This window comes from Pantoea sp. X-Soil-ISGK-355, assembly GCF_059730805.1.
Genome location: NZ_AP035971.1, coordinates 614,712 through 634,739, shown reverse-complemented (window position 1 = coordinate 634,739; position 20,028 = coordinate 614,712). Strand labels below are relative to the sequence as shown.

9 protein-coding genes and 1 pseudogene are annotated in these 20,028 nt (G+C 58.0%); 7 read left to right on the top strand and 3 right to left on the bottom strand.

What is annotated here, in order from left to right; translation table 11 throughout:
- Positions 1–4: 4 nt before the first annotated feature.
- The gene (locus tag AC6I8J_RS02720) at positions 5–1,090 is read right to left on the bottom strand and encodes a LacI family DNA-binding transcriptional regulator (RefSeq protein ID WP_497825070.1); all 1,086 of its coding nucleotides are present in this window, start codon (positions 1,088–1,090) and stop codon (positions 5–7) included.
- A gap of 193 nt (positions 1,091–1,283) precedes the next feature.
- Here AC6I8J_RS02720 and AC6I8J_RS02715 point away from each other — a divergent pair, with 193 nt between their 5' ends.
- From AC6I8J_RS02715 to AC6I8J_RS02700, 4 genes are all read left to right on the top strand, one after another.
- Positions 1,284–2,096, top strand: coding sequence for an ABC transporter substrate-binding protein (locus AC6I8J_RS02715; RefSeq protein WP_161735952.1), 813 nt, complete (start codon positions 1,284–1,286; stop codon positions 2,094–2,096).
- A gap of 61 nt (positions 2,097–2,157) precedes the next feature.
- Complete coding sequence (locus AC6I8J_RS02710) at positions 2,158–2,964, top strand: amino acid ABC transporter permease (RefSeq protein WP_285086527.1); 807 nt, start codon at positions 2,158–2,160, stop codon at positions 2,962–2,964.
- The gene (locus tag AC6I8J_RS02705) at positions 2,957–3,709 is read left to right on the top strand and encodes an amino acid ABC transporter ATP-binding protein (protein WP_061061528.1); all 753 of its coding nucleotides are present in this window, start codon (positions 2,957–2,959) and stop codon (positions 3,707–3,709) included. Before AC6I8J_RS02710 ends, AC6I8J_RS02705 begins: the two co-directional genes overlap by 8 nt.
- Before the next feature lie 19 nt (positions 3,710–3,728).
- On the top strand, positions 3,729–4,841 hold the full coding sequence (locus AC6I8J_RS02700; protein WP_161735950.1) for an NAD(P)/FAD-dependent oxidoreductase: 1,113 nt from the start codon (positions 3,729–3,731) through the stop codon (positions 4,839–4,841).
- A gap of 46 nt (positions 4,842–4,887) precedes the next feature.
- Here AC6I8J_RS02700 and AC6I8J_RS02695 read toward each other — a convergent pair whose 3' ends face one another.
- Positions 4,888–5,403 carry an RcnB family protein gene (locus tag AC6I8J_RS02695; RefSeq protein ID WP_161735949.1) on the bottom strand — a complete coding sequence of 172 codons (516 nt, stop codon included), beginning with the start codon at positions 5,401–5,403 and terminating at the stop codon, positions 4,888–4,890.
- Positions 5,404–5,528: 125 nt separating this feature from the next.
- Positions 5,529–5,684: pseudogene (locus tag AC6I8J_RS02690) on the bottom strand (serine hydrolase domain-containing protein); the annotation flags it as partial.
- 355 nt (positions 5,685–6,039) lie between these two features.
- Here AC6I8J_RS02690 and AC6I8J_RS02685 point away from each other — a divergent pair.
- The 3 genes from AC6I8J_RS02685 to AC6I8J_RS02675 all read left to right on the top strand — a co-directional run bounded on the left by AC6I8J_RS02685 (position 6,040) and on the right by AC6I8J_RS02675 (position 19,934).
- On the top strand, positions 6,040–6,708 hold the full coding sequence (locus AC6I8J_RS02685) for a YecA/YgfB family protein (protein WP_150010999.1): 669 nt from the start codon (positions 6,040–6,042) through the stop codon (positions 6,706–6,708).
- Between the two features lie 1,174 nt (positions 6,709–7,882).
- On the top strand, positions 7,883–15,106 hold the full coding sequence (locus tag AC6I8J_RS02680; protein WP_497825069.1) for an Ig-like domain-containing protein: 7,224 nt from the start codon (positions 7,883–7,885) through the stop codon (positions 15,104–15,106).
- Positions 15,075–19,934: a beta strand repeat-containing protein gene (locus AC6I8J_RS02675; protein ID WP_497825068.1), complete on the top strand. Its 4,860-nt coding sequence runs from the start codon at positions 15,075–15,077 to the stop codon at positions 19,932–19,934. Before AC6I8J_RS02680 ends, AC6I8J_RS02675 begins: the two co-directional genes overlap by 32 nt.
- Positions 19,935–20,028: the final 94 nt, after the last annotated feature.

Here is a 20,028-nt window from a genome sequence, read left to right as displayed (position 1 = left end):
CTGATCATTCCGCGCTGATCAGGCTGGCCGGCGCAGCAATCGACTGGCGAATCATCAGGCGGGCGTCAAAGCGCGGCATTGGCCCGGCTGCCTCGCCGCGTATCTCCTCAATCAGGCGTCGTGCCGCCTCACGGCCCATCTCATAGACCGGTTGCGCCACCACCGTCAGCGGCGGCGTGACAATCTCACTCCACGGAAAATTGTCATACATCACAAATGAGAGATCGGCAGGGATGCGCAGTCCGCGCTGCGTGACTTCCCGCAGCAGCCACATCGCGACCACGCTGTCAGAGGCCACCAGCGCCGTGGGCGGCTGCGGACGCTGCCACAGCTCAGCCACAATACGGGCAATCTCCGCTTCATCCAGCGCGTTCACTTTCACCAGCGTTGGATCAAACTCCACGCCCGCGGCAGCAAAGGCCTGCATCATGCCGCTAACGCGCTGAGCAACCGGCGTCAGGCCAAAATCCTCTGGTGCTCTGAAATCGGTTGCCAGCGCCATGCTGGTAACATAGGCGATATGACGATGACCTGCCTCCAGCAATCGGGCGGTCGCTTCTGCGGCGACATCCGTAAATTCGCAGCAGATCGCTTCCACATTAAGGTCAGTCACTGCGCGATCAAATAATTTCAGCGCTCTGCCCTCTTCCAGTACCTGCGTCAGATGGCTGTTGTGCTGGTGCTCCGAACAGCATGGCGCAACGATAATGCCGTCGACCCGCTTTTCCAGCATCACCCGCACTGCATCCTGCTCAGCCTGCAGTTTCTCATCACTGTTGCTAAGCAGCAGATGGTAACCGGCCGTGCGCGCTACATCGGCCATGCCGCGCAGCGCAAGGCCAAAGTGAGGGTTTTCGATATCACCGACAATCACACCGATGGTATGAGAACGCCCGGTATTCATGCTGCGGGCCAAAGCATTCGGACGGTAGCCCAGCGCTGAGGCCGCGCTGCTGACCCGCTCCTGCACCTCATCACTGACGGCCCCATAACCGCCCAGCGCACGGGCCGCCTGAGCTTTAGAGACGTTTGCTGCACGTGCCACATCCGCCACGGTAGGCGCTTTCGATTGTCGTTTCTGACTCGTCATAATTATTTTGAATCACAGGTTGATGACAGGAATATTGACGCCGAAAAAAGGCTGTGCTTAAACTCATTATAACCCCTTGAGACCGGTCTCACAATGCCCACGTCTTGAGGTGTCACCTGCGTTGAGACCGGTCTCAATTATAATTGCTGGCTCAACTGTCTCTGATGTTTAAACCTGCAAAAACGGATGAGCTATGAAATCGCAAACCACCCTGGGCAAGCTGCTCGGCACCACGCTCGCACTCTGTTCACTTTCGTTCTGTACGCTGGCTGCCAGCGATAACAATCCTTATGGGCTGATCGAACCGGGTCAGCTACGCATCGCCAGCGTCGGCGACTCAAAACCTTACACCTTCACGGATGCCAGCGGTGAGTTTACCGGCTTTGACGTCGAGTTCTTCCGGAATGTCGCCCACCGAATCGGGATCGATAAGGTCGATTTTATTGGTCAGGACTTCTCGGCGATTATGCCGGCCGTGGCTAACGGTCAGTATGACGCGGCGGTGGCGGCTATCGGTATCACTCCGGCGCGGGAAAAGACGGTCGACTTTTCGACGGGTTATCTGGCGGGATTTCTCACCGTGCTGACCCGCTCTGACAGCGGCGTCAAGAATGTCGCCACCCTGGCAAAACGCCGGCTCGGGGTGGTCCAGGGTACGCTGCAGGAGAGCTATGCCGTCGAACACTTCACCCAGACCGATCTCGTGCGCTTCCCGGATAACAACAGCGCAGTTTCCGCGCTCAACAACGGTACGCTCGACGCGATCTTCCTCGACTACGAGGCAGCAAAAAGCTATGCCGACCGCTTTAAGCTGGTCTCTGCCGCCGACATCCCCTCGTTTGATGCACCGGCCGGCATTGCCATCGCCAAAGGCAAACCCGCCTTTAAGGCTGCGCTGGACGGCGCCATCAAAGCCGCGATGCAGGATGGCACCTGGAAACGACTTTACGAGAAGTGGTTCCCCGGATCGCCGATGCCAAAACAGTATCTGCCTGGCGGGCAGTAAAGATGCGGACGTCCGCGTCCTGAGTTAACCGGGGGATCCCCCACCCTGCATGGAGACGGCGATGGACCTGCTCACGATTCTTTCCCGCACCTTCTTTGATTTTCCATCAATGATGGAAGTACTGCCGCAGATGCTGACCACCGGGCTGGTCAACACGGTGATTATCTCGCTGGCAGCTACGCTGCTCGGCACGCTGTCTGGTCTTCTGCTGGCGCTGATGGGCATCTCGCCCTCACGCTGGCTGCGACTACCTGCCCGGCTCTATACCGATCTGTTCCGCGGTCTGCCTTCGATTCTGACCATTCTGCTGATTGGTCAGGGCCTGGCGCGATTCAGCTATCAGCTGTTCGGTCCTACACCCTATCCGCTGGGGATCTTCGCCCTCAGCCTGATCGCCAGCGCCTATATGGGCGAGATTTTCCGCGCCGGTATTCAGAGCGTGGAATGCGGCCAGATGGAGGCCTGCCGGGCGCTGGGGATGAGTTATGGCCGGGCAATGCGGCTGGTGGTCATCCCGCAGGGGATCCGCCGTGTGCTGCCCGCCATCGTTAACCAGTTCATCGCCATTATCAAAGATTCATCGCTGGTCTACCTGCTGGGCCTGATGACCCAGCAGCGGGAGCTGTTTCGCGTGGGTCAGGATGCGGCAGTGCTCACTGGCAACCTCTCGCCCCTGATGCTGGCCGGGCTGTTCTATCTGATCATCACGGTGCCGCTGACACACATGGTCAACTATGTCGATGTGCGCTATCGCACCGGCCGCCGTCGCCTGACGGCACCGAAAAGCGGCTTAAAAGAAGTGGATGAAGTCAGAGCGCCCGGGGTTTCACTGGTCACGCAACCCCGAATCGGAGGCACCCATGAATAACCTGAACGGCGCGAGCTGGCACGGCGCCAGCCTGGAGCTGCGCGATCTGACGCTGGCCTATGGCCCGATTGAGGTGCTGCGTAACGTCTCGCTGCGGGTCGCGCCTGGCAGTACTACCTGCATTATCGGACCATCCGGCTCGGGTAAATCGACGCTGCTGCGCGGCATCAACCGGCTGCATGAACCGCAGTCCGGGGATGTGCTGCTGGCTGACCGATCGGTGCTGCACGACAAACCCGATGCGCTGCGGCTGCGGATTGGCATGGTGTTTCAGCATTTCAATCTCTTCCCCGACCACAGCGCGCTGGAGAACGTGGCGCTGGCCCCGTGGCGGGTTAAAGGCTTGCCTAAAGCGCAGGCGATGGCGATTGCGCGTCAGCGACTGGAAGAGGTGGGCCTGGGGCAACGCGCCGATCACCGGCCACGCGATCTCTCCGGCGGTCAGCAGCAGCGCGTCGCGATTGCCCGCGCGCTGGCGATGGATCCCGAGGTGATGCTGTTTGACGAGGCGACCTCCGCGCTCGATCCCGAACTGGTGAAAGGTGTCCTGACGCTGATGGCGGATCTCTGCCGTCGCGGCATGACAATGGTTGTAGTGACCCATGAAATGGGCTTTGCACGCAAGGTGGCAGATCAGGTGGTGTTTATGGACGAAGGCGAGATTGTTGAAGCCGGACCGCCGGGTGCCATTTTTGATGCACCGCAGTCGCCGCGACTGCAACGTTTTCTCTCTGAAGTGCTGTAACTGAGCAAGGAACCTGATAATGGCGTTAAAAAATGAAATAAAAGTGGTGGTACTGGGCGGTGGCGTCATCGGTGTGTCGACGGCGCTGGAGTTGACAAAACGCGGAGCGGCGGTGACGCTGGTGACCGAAGCTGCACTCTGCTCCGGCGCATCGGGACGTTCACTGTCGTGGCTCAACTCAGCGGGTGAGCGCTCCCTGCCCTACCATGCGCTGCGCATGGCGGGTATCGATCGCTATCGCACCCTGTTTGCTCAACATCCTGACCTTGACTGGCTACGTTTTGATGGCGGGCTCTGCTGGTTTAAAGACGATGCAGCCGGAACCCAGGCGCGGCATGCTTATGAGAAAACCCACGGCTACGACTCACAACTCATGACTGCGGATAACGTGGCGCAGGCGGATGCGGCCATCAATCCCGACGCGCTGCCGTCGCAGGCAATATTTAATCCTGGTGAAGGCTGGGTCAGCCTGCCACACCTCACAGAGTATCTGGTGAATCAGTTTCGGGCGCGCGGGGGTGAAGTGATAGAACATGCCGGTAAAGCCAGCGTGCTCACCGATCAGGGCCGCGCCTGTGGCATCCGCACTGAACAGGGTGAGCTGCGGGCAGATGCGGTGGTGGTCGCCTGTGGCCCCTGGACACCGGATGTGGTAGCACCTCTCGGCGTGACGATCCCCAACGGATCGCCGGTCTCCATGCTGGTCATCACGGAACCAGGCAGCCATGAGTTGAAAGCGGTGCTGAACACGCCCCGCGCCGCCATCCGGCCTAATCCCGGCAACCGTTACGCGCTGGATCATGACTGGTATGAAGAGGATATCCAGCCGCTGGCCGGAGGTGATTACTATATTGATGAGCAGGTCGTGGCAAAGCTGGCGGACGAAGCGAGCAAGCTGTTACGGGGTGACGAGCCGCTCAGCGTTCAGAGCTGGAAGACTGGCCTGAAGCCGATTCCGGGCGATGGCGATCCGGTGCTGGGACAACTGCAAAAGGTGCCGGGCTGTTATGTGGCGTTCACGCATTCGGGCGCAACGCTGGCGCTGATTGTCGGGGAATTACTGGCGGAGGAGATCGTAAGCGGTGAGAAGCATCCGATGCTGGCCAGCTTTAGTGCAGAACGTTTCAGCTAAAAAAAAGCCGGTCATCACGACCGGCTGATTTTATTTATCCACGGAATTAGCCACGGAAGAAGATATCACCCGATTTACCCATGACGATTTTGCCAGTGTCATTGGTAATCAGAATGTAGTTGGCGTTGATATACGCCCAGTGAGTATTTTCCTGCGGGGCAGGCAGATTACGCTTTTGCCACTCGGTAATGGTGAAAGTTTTATCGGTGTACTTCTCTGGCACGATGTCACCGATTTTGTACTGTTTGTAGTCGATGATGATGGTGCTGAGTTCATAATCAGGGCGCGCACCATTCACCGTTGACGGCGTGTTTGGCGTGGTGGGCGTAATACCATCATTAGACTGTGAGCTGGTCGGTGCCTGGTTTTGCGCCGCACCGGCATCTGGCTGAACGCTGCCGGTATCAGGCGTCGCGGTCTGAGCATCAGGATTAGCGGGCTGGATCTGCGGCGGTGGCGGAACGGTATCCGTTGCTTCGCCAGCAGCCTGTACAGCGGGGATCAGGCTCAGCGAGCCAACCAGTAATCCCATTGATAAAAGTACACGTTGAGTCCTGCGCATAATGATTTCCACGTTGAATTTTGACAGTCAGGCTAAAGTTTATCGCACTTCCGTTCCGTTGTGCTGATGCTATGTGCAGGGAAAACAGCGCTGTTTGCCTTACTGCACACAGGCCAGATAACGGATCAGACCACTTTATCCTGAGTTGCCAGATCGACCAACAACGCAATGCCTGAATTGTTGCTCCGGTTAAAGCCGCTCTGCAGCACCACAACCGCATTACCGTGACGTTTGTCGTAGCCGATAAAACTGGCGTAGGCGCCGATATAGCCCGACAGCGCGGAGATCTGCGAGAAGGTGACACCATCCGCCAGCAGGCAGATTAGGTCGCATTGTTAATCTGTCCATCCACTGGCCGATAGCGACGATCCGTGTGAAAAAGCCAGCCAAAACCATGCTGCAGGAAACGCTGTTTTCCTTCTGTCAGTCATTTATTTAACGCGTAGCTGAGCGGCTGCAGCGCCAGAACGTACGTGACTGTAGTTGCATAACAGGTGACAGAGAGGCTGAACACGGTTTAACTGCCAGGGAATGCCCGAACAGGGTTAGCTGTGTTGCAGCCCACAAGGGTGTACACTGCTGCGGTTTTGAGGCTTAACGCCGCGCTGAAATTTGATATGCCCGGGAGGCAACCGCATGAAAGAAGGCCCACTGTCCGAAAAAGAGCTGCAATGGCTGGAAGATATGCTGGAAAAATATGGCAGCGAAGCGTCGATTATTGATGTCTCCGAACTGGATGGTCTGCTGACTGCCGTTCTCTCCGGCCCTGTGACCGTCGAACCCAGCCAGTGGTTGGTGGCGCTGTGGGGTGGCGAGAAGCAGATTCCAAAATGGAGCAACGAGCGTGAAATGACGCGTTTTATGTCGCTGTGCTTCCAGCATATGAATGATGTGGCTGATCGCTTATCTGAATTCCCGGAGCAGTTCGAACCGCTGTTTGGCATCCGCGAGATGGAGGGTCTGGAGTTTACCGTGGTTGAAGAATGGTGCTTCGGCTATATGCGCGGTGTCGCGCTGACCGACTGGTCTGCTCTGCCAGCGGATCTGCAGCCTGCGCTGGATGCTATCGCCCTGCACGGCGTGGAAGAGAACCTCGAAAAGATTGACGCTATGACGCCGGAGGAGATGGAAGCCAGCATTGAGGCAATCCGCCCTGCTGCGCTGGCGCTGCATGACCACTGGATCTCCCAGCCGGAAGCGATTCCCGTGCCACAGAAACCTGTTTCAGCTGAGAAACTGCCCGGCCGTAACGATCCCTGCCCGTGCGGCAGCGGCAAAAAGTATAAGCAGTGCTGTCTTCATTAATTGACTGATTAGCTCAATCACTTGCCGGGTGTTACCACCGCCCGGCAGGTCTCGCCAGATTATCTATCCGTTACCTTCCCCGATTAAACAGTCTACGGTCTGAACAGCAACATGCTTATCGCTGAGGTAAGCACGATTTTACCCTTCTGTATTAAGCACCCTTCCCGATCAGGAATGAAAGTTAATAATTTTTCACTCTACATCGTTAAAAAGCAAAAATGTTGCGTTTAAAAACCCATCATTAACTTCAAATCAGGTATAGCCTGCCCGGGTTTATCACTCCCTATAAACCCTGATAGATATACATCTTTATTTTAACAACAGTTATAAAATTGCGATCTATCGTTCTTATCAATGAGCTGATTTTGAAAAGTGCATTTATTGCTAAATATGAAACGATGTTATTTATTGCCATGTGATAATGCACGATTATTTCTTGTTAAAACAGCATTAACTCCAATCGTATTTTCTACGTTTAAATTTATAATGAAAATGCTCAATCAGGCCGAATAAATACATATAAGCTACTGATATTATTAATTATTAATAAAAACAGAAACAAACAAAAATCATTTCTGCGCTGGTAGCGGATTATTAAATACATTTACACAATATTGACAAAAAATTCCTGCATGCAAGGTCTGATCAGTTTTTTTTCGGAGTTTAAAATCGAAAAAAATCCATAATAACTTATTTTATACTGTCTGATTAAACCAACTTAGATTACTCCTCTACAGCGTGTGGATAAGAGTGTGTAAATTCCCTTTCATGATTTTATTTGTAAGAATACAGATTAAAGTTAAAGAACTAACTAAACCATCCTTCTCTCTATAAGATATGAGTGATGAAAGTGATAAACACTTATCTATCTACTCAGATAAGTGCTTAGCCATCAAACAGGATAAAACCTTGCCATGGCAATGAATAACCAACCCTATAGCAGAGCTAAGAAAAAACCGGTCAGCATTATTAAACAGAGTGTCAAATCACACTAATTATTAAGCGTTAAGATAAAAAATATATTTTTAGTCATTTTTATGACACCGCGTTATCGGGCCATAACTCACTGCCATCTGGAGGTTAACTCACTGTTTTAAATTTTTTTATCAAAATAACACAGCAGCATCTGGCTACTTTTTAACCGCCAGATTCATTTCAACACTATTGGTGAAAAATGAAAACACAATTAATTATTAAAGATACTCAGGGCAATGTTATTGCTAAACATGCTTTACAACCTGGAAAGTCGCTGGCATTGGAGTCAATGCCACAGGCTGCGTCCTATGAAGTTCACAGTGTTGATGGGCAGCCTCCCCAGAAGATCATTGCGTCAAAAGCGAATGGCCAGATGAAATTCAAGCTGGTGGATGATGTCACGGGTGAGCAGTATGACATCATCCTGCAGAACGTCAGCGCAGAAGAAATACCGGTCATGACAGCCTCTGGTTCAGACGGTGTGATTTACGCGTATGACTATGATTCGGTTAATAGCGTTTATGAACTTGTTTCGACCTCGACGGATCCCCTTATCGCGGACAATGTCTATGTAGCGGGAGGTGTTTTAGGTGGTCTTGCTGCATTGATTGGTGTGGCTGCAGCGTCAAACTCTGGTGGCAGTGGGGGTTCAAGAAATAACAACTCTGTAGCAGCGAATGAAGATAACTCTGCAGCAACCAGTGAAGACAATAGTGCTGCCAGCGTTGTTCCTGCCACAACGCCATCTCTCATCGACGACGCCGGTAACCCGGTGGCGGACGGCGCAAGCACCAGCGACAGCACGCCGACCATCAGCGGCGGCGGCATGCAGCCCGGCTCCACCGTGGTGATCTCTGACGGCGACACCGAGCTCGGCACCGCCACCGTCGACGCAGACGGCAACTGGACCTTTACCCCTGACGCCCCGCTGGACGACGGCGAGCACGCGCTCGTGGTTGACGGCACCGACGCCAGCGGCAACGCCAGCAGCAGCACTGTCGACGTTATCATCGACACCGACGACACAACGTCGGGCGTGAGTGATGATGCAGGTATCCCGGCAGAAGACAATGGCAGTGATTCTACCCCGGGCGCGGGGGACAACGCAGGTAACCCGGCAGAAGGCGACACCAGCGCTACCGTACCGGGCCTGACCGACGACGCCGGTAACCCGGTGGCGGACGGCAGCACCACCAGCGACAGCACCCCGACCATTAACGGCGGCGGCATGCAGCCCGGCTCCACCGTGGTGATCTCCGACGGCGACACCGAACTCGGCACCGCCACCGTGGACGCGGACGGCAGCTGGACCTTCACGCCGGAAAATCCGCTGGACGACGGCGAGCATGCACTCGTCATCGACGGCACCGACGCGAACGGCAACGCGGTGAACGACACCGTGAACGTGAACGTCGACACCAGCGAAACCGTGCCCGGCCTGACCGACGACGCCGGTAACGCAGTGGCCGACGGCAGCACCACCAGCGACAGCACCCCGACCATTAACGGCGGCGGCATGCAGCCCGGCTCCACCGTGGTGATCTCTGACGGCGACACCGAGCTCGGCACCGCCACCGTCGACGCAGACGGCAACTGGACCTTTACCCCTGACGCCCCGCTGGACGACGGCGAGCACGCGCTCGTGATTGACGGCACCGACGCGAACGGTAACGCCAGCAGCAGCACCGTCGACGTCATCATCGACACCAGCGAAACCGTGCCCGGCATGACCGACGACGCCGGTAACCCGGTCGCCGACGGCGCAAGCACCAGCGACAGCACCCCGACCATCAGCGGCGGCGGCATGCAGCCCGGCTCCACCGTGGTGATCTCCGACGGCGACACCGAGCTCGGCACCGCCACCGTGGACGCGGACGGCAGTTGGACCTTCACGCCGGAAAATCCGCTGGACGACGGCGAGCATGCACTCGTCATCGACGGCACCGACGCGAACGGCAACGCCAGCAGCGACACCGTGAACGTGAACGTCGACACCAGCGAAACCGTACCGGGCCTGACCGACGACGCCGGTAACCCGGTGGCGGACGGCGCAAGCACCAGCGACAGCACCCCGACCCTCAGCGGCGGCGGCATGGAGCCCGGCTCCACCGTGGTGATCTCCGACGGCGACACCGAGCTCGGCACCGCCACCGTGGACGCCGACGGCAGCTGGACCTTCACGCCGGAAAATCCGCTGGATGACGGCGAGCACGCGCTGGTCGTTGACGGCACCGACACAAACGGCAATGCGGTCAGCGACACCGTGAACGTGAACGTCGACACCAGCGAAACCGTACCCGGCATGACCGACGACGCCGGTAACGCAGTGGCCGACGGCAGCACCACCAGCGACAGCACCCCGACCATTAACGGCGGCGGCATGCAGCCCGGCTCCACCGTGGTGATCTCCGACGGCGACACCGAGCTCGGCACCGCCACCGTGGACGCGGACGGCAGCTGGACCTTTACCCCTGACGCCCCGCTGGACGACGGCGAGCACGCACTCGTCATCGACGGCACCGACGCGAACGGCAACGCGGTGAACGACACCGTGAACGTGAACGTCGACACCAGCGAAACCGTACCGGGCCTGACCGACGACGCCGGTAACCCGGTGGCGGACGGCAGCACCACCAGCGACAGCACCCCGACCATTAACGGCGGCGGCATGCAGCCCGGCTCCACCGTGGTGATCTCCGACGGCGACACCGAGCTCGGCACCGCCACCGTGGACGCGGACGGCAGCTGGACCTTTACCCCTGACGCCCCGCTGGACGACGGCGAGCACGCACTCGTGATTGACGGCACCGACGCAAACGGCAACGCGGTCAGCGACATCGTGAACGTGACGGTCGACACCAGCGCCACCGTACCGGGCCTGACCGACGACGCCGGTAACGCAGTGGCGGACGGCAGCACCACCAGCGACAGCACCCCCACCCTCAGCGGCGGCGGCATGGAGCCCGGCTCCACCGTGGTGATCTCCGACGGCGACACCGAGCTCGGCACCGCCACCGTGGACGCCGACGGCAGCTGGACCTTTACCCCTGACGCCCCGCTGGACGACGGCGAGCACGCGCTCGTGATTGACGGCACCGACGCGAACGGTAACGCCAGCAGCAGCACCGTCGACGTCATCATCGACACCAGCGAAACCGTGCCCGGCATGACCGACGATGCCGGTAACCCGGTCGCCGACGGCGCAAGCACCAGCGACAGCACCCCGACCATCAGCGGCGGCGGCATGCAGCCCGGCTCCACCGTGGTGATCTCCGACGGCGACACCGAGCTCGGCACCGCCACCGTGGACGCGGACGGCAGCTGGACCTTTACCCCTGACGCCCCGCTGGACGACGGCGAGCACGCACTCGTCATCGACGGCACCGACGCGAACGGCAACGCGGTGAACGACACCGTGAACGTGAACGTCGACACCAGCGAAACCGTACCGGGCCTGACCGACGACGCCGGTAACCCGGTGGCGGACGGCGCAAGCACCAGCGACAGCACCCCGACCATTAACGGCGGCGGCATGGAGCCCGGCTCCACCGTGGTGATCTCCGACGGCGACACCGAGCTCGGCACCGCCACCGTCGACGCGGACGGCAGCTGGACCTTTACCCCTGACGCCCCGCTGGCCGACGGCGAGCATGCCCTGGTCATCGACGGCACCGACGCGAATGGCAACGCGGTGAACGACACCGTGAACGTGACGGTCGACACCAGCGAAACCGTACCGGGCCTGACCGACGACGCCGGTAACCCGGTGGCGGACGGCAGCACCACCAGCGACAGCACCCCGACCATTAACGGCGGCGGCATGGAGCCCGGCTCCACCGTGGTGATCTCCGACGGCGACACCGAGCTCGGCACCGCCACCGTGGACGCCGACGGCAGTTGGACCTTTACCCCGGACGCCCCGCTGGCCGACGGCGAGCATGCCCTGGTCATCGACGGCACCGACGCGAATGGCAACGCGGTGAACGACACTGTGAACGTGACGGTCGACACCAGCGAAACCGTACCGGGCCTGACCGACGACGCCGGTAACCCGGTGGCGGACGGCAGCACCACCAGCGACAGCACCCCGACCATTAACGGCGGCGGCATGGAGCCCGGCTCCACCGTGGTGATCTCCGACGGCGACACCGAGCTCGGCACCGCCACCGTCGACGCCGACGGCAGCTGGACCTTTACCCCTGACGCGCCGCTGGACGACGGCGAGCACGCCCTTGTGATTGACGGCACCGACGCAAACGGTAATGCGGTCAGCGACACCGTGAACGTGAACGTCGACACCAGCGAAACCGTACCGGGCCTGACCGACGACGCCGGTAACCCGGTGGCGGACGGCGCAAGCACCAGCGACAGCACCCCGACCATTAACGGCGGCGGCATGCAGCCCGGCTCCACCGTGGTGATCTCCGACGGCGACACCGAACTCGGCACCGCCACCGTGGACGCGGACGGCAGCTGGACCTTTACCCCGGATGCCCCGCTGGACGACGGCGAGCACGCGCTCGTGATTGACGGCACCGACGCGAACGGCAACGCCAGCAGCAGCACCGTGAACGTGACGGTCGACACCAGCGCCACCGTACCGGGCCTGACCGACGACGCCGGTAACGCAGTGGCGGACGGCGCAAGCACCAGCGACAGCACCCCGACCATTAACGGCGGCGGCATGCAGCCCGGCTCCACCGTGGTGATCTCCGACGGCGACACCGAGCTCGGCACCGCCACCGTGGACGCGGACGGCAGCTGGACCTTCACGCCGGACGCGCCGCTGGATGACGGCGAGCACGCCCTGGTCGTTGACGGCACCGACGCAAACGGCAATGCCAGCAGCAGCACCGTCGACGTCATCATCGACACCAGCGAAACCGTACCGGGCCTGACCGACGACGCCGGTAACCCGGTCGCCGACGGCAGCACCACCAGCGACAGCACCCCGACCCTCAGCGGCGGCGGCATGCAGCCCGGCTCCACCGTGGTCATCACAGATGGCAACACTCCGATCGGTGAAGCTACCGTAGACGCGGATGGCAACTGGACGTTTACGCCAGATACTGCGCTGGATGATGGCGAACACACGCTTATCACAGGTGGTATTGATGCCAGCGGCAACAACGTCAGCAATGCTGTAGACGTCATCATCGACACCAGCGCCACCGCGCCGGTCATGACCGACGACGCCGGTAACCCGGTCGCCGACGGCACCACCACCAGCGACAGCACCCCGACCCTCAGCGGCGGCGGCATGGAGCCGGGTTCTACCGTAACCGTCTCCGACGGCGATGCTGAAATCGGCACCGCCACCGTGGACGCGGACGGCAACTGGACCTTTACGCCGGATGCACCGCTGGCAGACGGCGAGCATGCGCTGGTCATTGACGGTACCAATGCCAGCGGTAACGCGGTCAGCGACACCGTGAACGTGACGGTCGACACCAGCGCCACCGCGCCTGGCCTGACCGACGACGCCGGTAACCCGGTCGCCGACGGTGCGACTACCAGCGACAGCACCCCCACCCTCAGCGGCGGCGGCATGCAGCCCGGCTCCACCGTGGTGATCTCCGACGGCGACACCGAGCTCGGCACCGCCACCGTGGACGCCGACGGCAGCTGGACCTTTACCCCTGACGCCCCGCTGGCCGACGGCGAGCACGCCCTTGTGATCGACGGCACCGACGCGAACGGCAACACGGTCAGCGACACCGTGAACATCACCGTTGACACCAGCGCCACCGTGCCGGGCCTGACCGACGACGCCGGTAACCCGGTCGCCGACGGTGCGACCACCAGCGACAGCACCCCGACCCTCAGCGGCGGCGGCATGCAGCCGGGCTCTACCGTGAACGTCTCTGATGGCGATGCTGAAATCGGCACCGCCACCGTGGACGCGGACGGCAACTGGACCTTCACGCCGGATGCAGCACTCGCCGACGGCGATCACGCGCTGGTTATTGACGGCACCGATGCGAACGGTAACGTCATGAGCGATACCGTGAACGTGACCGTCGACACCAGCGCCACCGTGCCGGGCCTGACCGACGACGCCGGCAATCCGATAGCCGACGGCGCGACTACCAGTGACAGCACACCGACCCTTAACGGCGGTGGTATGAAGCCCGGTTCCACCGTAACTGTCTCGGATGGCGACACCGAAATAGGCACCGCCACCGTGGACGACGACGGCAGCTGGACCTTCACGCCGGATACCGCACTGGCCGATGGCGAGCACGCCCTGGTTGTCGACGGTACAGACGCCAGCGGTAACCATGTCAATGACACCATCAATGTCGTGGTGCAAACCGCGCCGTCCATGGAAATCGTTGATGATAACGGTACCGCTATTCTGGATGGCGACACTATCAGTGACAGTACGCCAACGTTCAACGGTAAAAACTTCGAACCTGGAACCACTATTGTCATCGCTGACGGCGATACCACGCTGATCACTGTGACTGTAGGTGCGGACGGCAGCTGGACCTTCACACCAACCGCTGGATTGGCTGACGGTGCGCATGCCATCGAGGTCACCGTTACTGATCCACAAGGCGTCAGTGCCAGCGGAGTCTTCAACGTCACTGTCGATACCACACCGCCTGAAGGGGTTGATATCTCTACGGTCACAATGGTCGATAACGACGGTGCCACTATCACCGCAGCCGGTATCACAGCAGATAATACGCCAACCTTCAGTGGCACAGCGCTGGAGCCGGGAGCGACCGTGATTATTCGCGATGGTGAAACCGTATTGGGTGAAACCACGGTCAGCGAAGATGGCAGCTGGTCCTTTACGCCTTCAACCTCGCTTGATGATGGTGAACATCAGTTCACTTTCGAAGTCACCGATGAAGTCGGCAACAGCAGCGGTGCATCTGAAGCGCTGGACCTGTCAATCTCGGCAACCAAAGGCATCAACACGGGTGTTGTGGTGACAGATGATGCCGGCAATGTGATTGTGAATGGTGAAGCCATTAACGACAGCACACCGACCTTTAGCGGTCAGGATCAGACGCCGGATGTAACAGTCACCATCGCCGATGGCGAAACCGTGCTGGGCAGTGTCGTGGTTGCTGAGGATGGAAGCTGGAGCTTTACGCCTGACGCAGCACTGGCTGACGGTGATCATGCATTGATCGTCACCGTAACGGATGCGGAAGGAAACACCCGCAGCGATACCATTAACGTCGTGGTCGATACCGTTGCACCAGATCTGCTTGATGTGGCCACTGTGGTCGTCTCTGACGATGCTGGCAATACGTTCGCCGCTGGCAGTGCGATTAGTGATACCACGCCGACCTTTAGTACATCGGGGCAGGAAGCGGGCACCACTATTATTGTTCGCGATAATGGCACAGTACTGGGTGAAGCACAGGTTGCAGATGACGGCAGCTGGTCGTTTCACGCCATCTGAAGCCCTGACTGAGGGTGATCACAGCTTTACGTTTGAGACTGTCGATGCTGCAGGTAACAGCAGCGGTGAGACTGCATCCGTAAGTTATCTCGTGGATTCTGTTGCGCCTGAAGGCGTGGACATTACTACGGTAGTGATCACGGATGAAGTGGGTGCGGCTATTAATACAGCCGAAACCCAGAGCGATAGCAAACTCACCTTCAGCGGCAGCGATCTTGAGCCGGGTGCCACCGTCACGATGTATGACAAAGGTCAGATCGTCGGCGAAACCACCGTCGCCCAGGATGGTACCTGGACCATTACTGCCACTGACGGATTGTATGATGGCACCCATGAAGTGACCTTTACTGTCACGGACACGGCAGGCAACAGCAGCGATCCATCCGGCACGCTGGATCTGAATGTGCAGGCCATCACCCTGACGGCATCTGACAATGTCAGCTCAGGTGCTGCGGTAGGCTTTACCTATCCGGTTGATGTCAGTGAGGATCTGGGAACCATCCTGCAGGACGGCGGATTGATCGCGTTTAACAATAAGATCGTCAGCGATCCGATTGTGGTCGCAGACGGCACCATTATCGATCTTGATGTAACAGCGACCTCTTCTGCCTTCGTTAACGTCGCCAGTAACTCGACACTGGTGTTGCAGAAGTATGACTCGTCAACCAGCACCTGGGTCACCGTGTCTGAAGAGAACAGCGGAAACCTGTTTGGCCTGTTCGGACTGGGCGCATCAACTTCCACCATCACGCTGACCGGTCTGACTGCCGGCCAGTATCAGCTGGTTTACACCACCAGCGGTATTAACGTTGGCGTAAGCTTTAATCTGGAAGCCTCTAAAACCGTCTATACGCTGGCTGAACAGGGCACACCGACCGACTACACCACAGCAACCGGCAATGTGATAACAGATGTCGACAACGTCTATGGGGCAGATGGTATTCCGCACAGTGCCTACACCTCTGTGAGCGCGGCGAGCGTGACCAACAGTGATGGCACCGTGACATCTGTCACGCTGGATGCCACCACCCAAACCGCCACGCTGGTCGGTCAGTATGGCACGCTAATCATCAACGCTGATGGCAGCTATGTCTACACGCCTGTTTCCGCTATGGAAAGCATCGGTAAGGTGGATACCTTTACCTACACCATTACCGACTCCGCTACGGGTCAGAGCTCATCGGCTCAGATTTACGTGCAGATTGGTACAACAAATGAGGCGCTGGATCTGAGCTGGGATGCTACCGATCCTTCTGCAACCGCTGTTACGGATATCGCTTCCAGCAACGAGGCGAATGCCAGCGTTACAGTGACTTATGAGTCATCCAGCGCGACGAATACCGACGTTAAGCTGGTCGCAGGCGGGACCGAGAACTACAGTTCCACCTTTACCCTGGCAGGGAATGATGACCTGGTTACCGGTTCGCTGTCGTTAAAAACCGAATGGGGAGCATTTGGCAACAACTTCTCCACACCATTAAACATCACTTACGCCGTGCAAATGCAGAACAGTGATGGCACGTGGACCACGGTGAAAACGCAGACTGCCGTCGTGGCAGCCGGACAGCATAACGATGAAGTTATCCAGAACCTGGAGATGTCGTCGCTGCTGGACGGCCTGGGTGAGGGAACCTACCGCGTAGCGATTTCAACCACAGGTGCAACAAACGTGGTGAAACTGGATATGTCAGTTCAGACAGTCAGTCCCACCGAATACGTTATCACCGCGAATGAGGTCGCAACCGGCAACGTTCTGACCGATGAAGGCACAGACGGTGCGGTTGATAAGCTCAGCTCCATCTATACACGGATGTATGCCAAAGCCGGTGACAGCACCAGCGATGTGACGGTCGATGACAGCTATACCTGGGTGACCGAAAGTGGCGTATCTATCGCGGGTCAGTATGGCACTCTGGTGATCTATAACAACGGTGCTTATACCTACACCCCTGCCACCACCACACTGCCAGCGGGCTCTGAAGACGTATTTACCTACGCGCTGAAAGGCGCAAATGGTGAAGTGGTTAACGCCACCGTCACGATCCATCTGGGCGTTGAGGTTGACGGCAGCAACGGCGGTGCACTGGTATTCCACGGCACCGAAGTCAACGATGTATTTGATGTGTATGACACGAGCTTTGCCTCAGTAGATGGCGCGGCTGGCGATGACACGCTGGCATGGCATGGCAATGGCAAGCTGGTCTTGAGCGACGTCGCGGCGAAAGTCAGCAACATCGAATCGATCATGCTGACCTCAACCACCAGCAGTGACAACCTGGTGCTGGATGCGCAGAGCGTAGAAGATGTGACCAGCGAAAGTAATGCGCTCTATGTTAAGGGCATCGCTGGCGACAGCGTGACGCTGGAAGGCACCTGGATCAACAGTGGCACGGTGATTGTCGACAGCATCACTTACACGCACTATACCAGCACCACCGCTGCCGGTACCCTGGTCGATATCTACGTGCAGCAGGGGGTTACTCTCTCCTCAACTCCCTATACGGATAGCCAGAATGGAACGGAATATACCGTTACCGCTGCGCAGGATGTCACAGGTACGGCGAGCGACGATATCTTCAACGTGAGCGACACCAGCTTTACCCACATTGATGGGGGTGAAGGTCTGGATACGCTGGTGTGGAGCGGTACCGGCACCCTGACGCTCAGCGAGCTGCAGTCGAAAATCAGCAACATCGAAGAGATCGAGCTGGTTAATGACAGCGCAGTGAATAATCTGGTGGTCACCGCACAAAACGTGGCGGACATCACCGATGCCGATAACACGCTGTTTGTTAAAGGTGCCATCACCGACACACTGACCCTTTCTGGCAGCTGGACGCTGGCAGGCAGCGAAGTGGTCAACAACGTGGATTACGTCCATTACGTCGGCACGACCGCTGATGGTCAGACGGTGAATCTCTACGTTGATCGCGACATGAAACTGAGCAGCACCGAAACCGCCTCTGAAAACAATGCGGCCGACGTGACCGGCGACGTTGCTCTGCTCAGTGACAGCGTGGCGCAGAGCACCACGATGAACACCGCAACCAGCAGCTTTACCAGTGAGAGCTTCACGGTTAACAGCATCAGCGATCTGCAGGAGATTAATGTCAGCGTGACCGGGACGTCGATCAATGCCAGCAATACTGTTTCGGTGAACTGGTCGTTGCAGGTTTACAACGAGCAGACGCTGCGCTGGGACAACGTGACCAGCGGCACGCAGGCGATCACCAGTGGCAGTCCGCTGAATGTCTCGCTGGAGGGTCAGAATGCGGGAACCTACCGCATCGTGGTCGACAGCACGCAGTCCGGACATCCTGGCTTCCTGTGGTCTACCAGCTATGACGCGCTCACCGTGAAAGTGGCAGTGAACATTGTCAGCACCACCGACTATAAAGTCAGCACCAGTTCCAGCGTCAATGGTTCGGTCTTTACCAGCGACAGCACCAGTGACAGTTCGCTGGTAGTGACGTCAATAACGGCGGGTATTGTGACCGGTGCCGCAAGCTATACGCTGGTTGCTGCTGCGGGAACCACTATCGCGGGGACTTATGGCTCGCTGACGATCAAAAACGATGGCAGCTATAGCTACACACTGAATAGTGACTCGGTGATCAAACTGACCGGCAGTGAAGATTCATTCACCTATGTTCTGGCGGATGGAAGCACCAAAAATCTGGTGATCACGCTGGGTGTCTCCGTGGATGGCTCTGAAGGTGGCGCGCTGATCTTTGCCGGTACCGTTGGTGATGACAGCTTCACCGTTCACGACACCCAGTTCACCTCGGTGGACGGGAAGTCGGGTCAGGATACGCTGGTCTGGAATGGCACAGGCGAGCTGAATGTCAGTGAGATTGCGGACAAAGTGAACAATATCGAAATCATCGATCTGCAGGATAACGCCCAGGCAACGGCGCTGCTGATTAGTGCCGATGATATTGAGAAAATCACGGATGCCAACAATGTGCTGTATGTCAGGGGTGGCAGCAATGACTCCCTTTCACTGCAGGGCGTGTGGGCTGTTAACGGCGTGGAAACGCTGAATAACATCACCTACACCCTCTACACCAGCACGGCGCTGGATGGCACGGCAATCAAACTCTATGTTCAGCAGGGTCTGCAATTCAACGAAGTGGCAGAGCATCTTGCCGGCTCCATCGAGGATGTCTCCGCCGATCTGACCGTGGTATCGGTGAGCCAGAACGGTGAAACCACCGCGATCACTGACGATGCGGTGAGCTTCAAGGGTGCCTACGGCACGCTGGTTATCGATGAAGCGGGTCACTACAGCTACGTGGTGGATGATGCGTATGCGCACAGCGGAAACACTGACACCTTCACCTATGCCCTGTCAGACGGCAGCAATGCCTCTCTGAGCTTTAACCTGGGCGTTGATGTTGATGGCAGCGAAGGCGGCGCAATTACCTTCACCGGCACCCGCGGTGCAGATGTTTTCGAAGTCTATGACACCGATTTCATCTCTATCAACGGTGCCGATGGTAACGATACGCTGGCCTGGCATGGCACGGGAACGCTGAACCTTAGCGATATCTCCGCCAGGGTCAGCAATATTGAAACCATCGACCTGATGACGGATGCCGGAAAAGACAATCTGGTAATAAGCGCAGAAAGTCTGCTGAAGGTCACTGATAACGATAATACGTTATATGTCAGAGGGGAAAATGGCGACACGGTGACGCTGAATGGTAACTGGGAGCAGGCAGACGGAATAGTGGCAAATGGGGTTAACTATAACCATTACACCAGTTCTGCAGCCGATGGCTCCGTGGTACAGTTATATATTGAAGACGACATCACCATCGGATAATTAATATCCGCATTAAAAGCAGGCTGGGTTATTTACACCAGCCTGCTACTTCCCCGCGATTTAATCCACCTTTTATGACGGAGATATATTTAAT

Coding starts and splice junctions, on each gene's coding strand:
- AC6I8J_RS02720 (WP_497825070.1), bottom strand. CDS start 1,090: ATGACGAGTCAGAAACGACAATCGAAAGCGCCTACCGTGGCGGATGTG.
- AC6I8J_RS02710 (WP_285086527.1), top strand. CDS start 2,158: ATGGACCTGCTCACGATTCTTTCCCGCACCTTCTTTGATTTTCCATCA.
- AC6I8J_RS02685 (WP_150010999.1), top strand. CDS start 6,040: ATGAAAGAAGGCCCACTGTCCGAAAAAGAGCTGCAATGGCTGGAAGAT.
- AC6I8J_RS02715 (WP_161735952.1), top strand. CDS start 1,284: ATGAAATCGCAAACCACCCTGGGCAAGCTGCTCGGCACCACGCTCGCA.
- AC6I8J_RS02705 (WP_061061528.1), top strand. CDS start 2,957: ATGAATAACCTGAACGGCGCGAGCTGGCACGGCGCCAGCCTGGAGCTG.
- AC6I8J_RS02700 (WP_161735950.1), top strand. CDS start 3,729: ATGGCGTTAAAAAATGAAATAAAAGTGGTGGTACTGGGCGGTGGCGTC.
- AC6I8J_RS02675 (WP_497825068.1), top strand. CDS start 15,075: ATGACGGCAGCTGGTCGTTTCACGCCATCTGAAGCCCTGACTGAGGGT.
- AC6I8J_RS02680 (WP_497825069.1), top strand. CDS start 7,883: ATGAAAACACAATTAATTATTAAAGATACTCAGGGCAATGTTATTGCT.
- AC6I8J_RS02695 (WP_161735949.1), bottom strand. CDS start 5,403: ATGCGCAGGACTCAACGTGTACTTTTATCAATGGGATTACTGGTTGGC.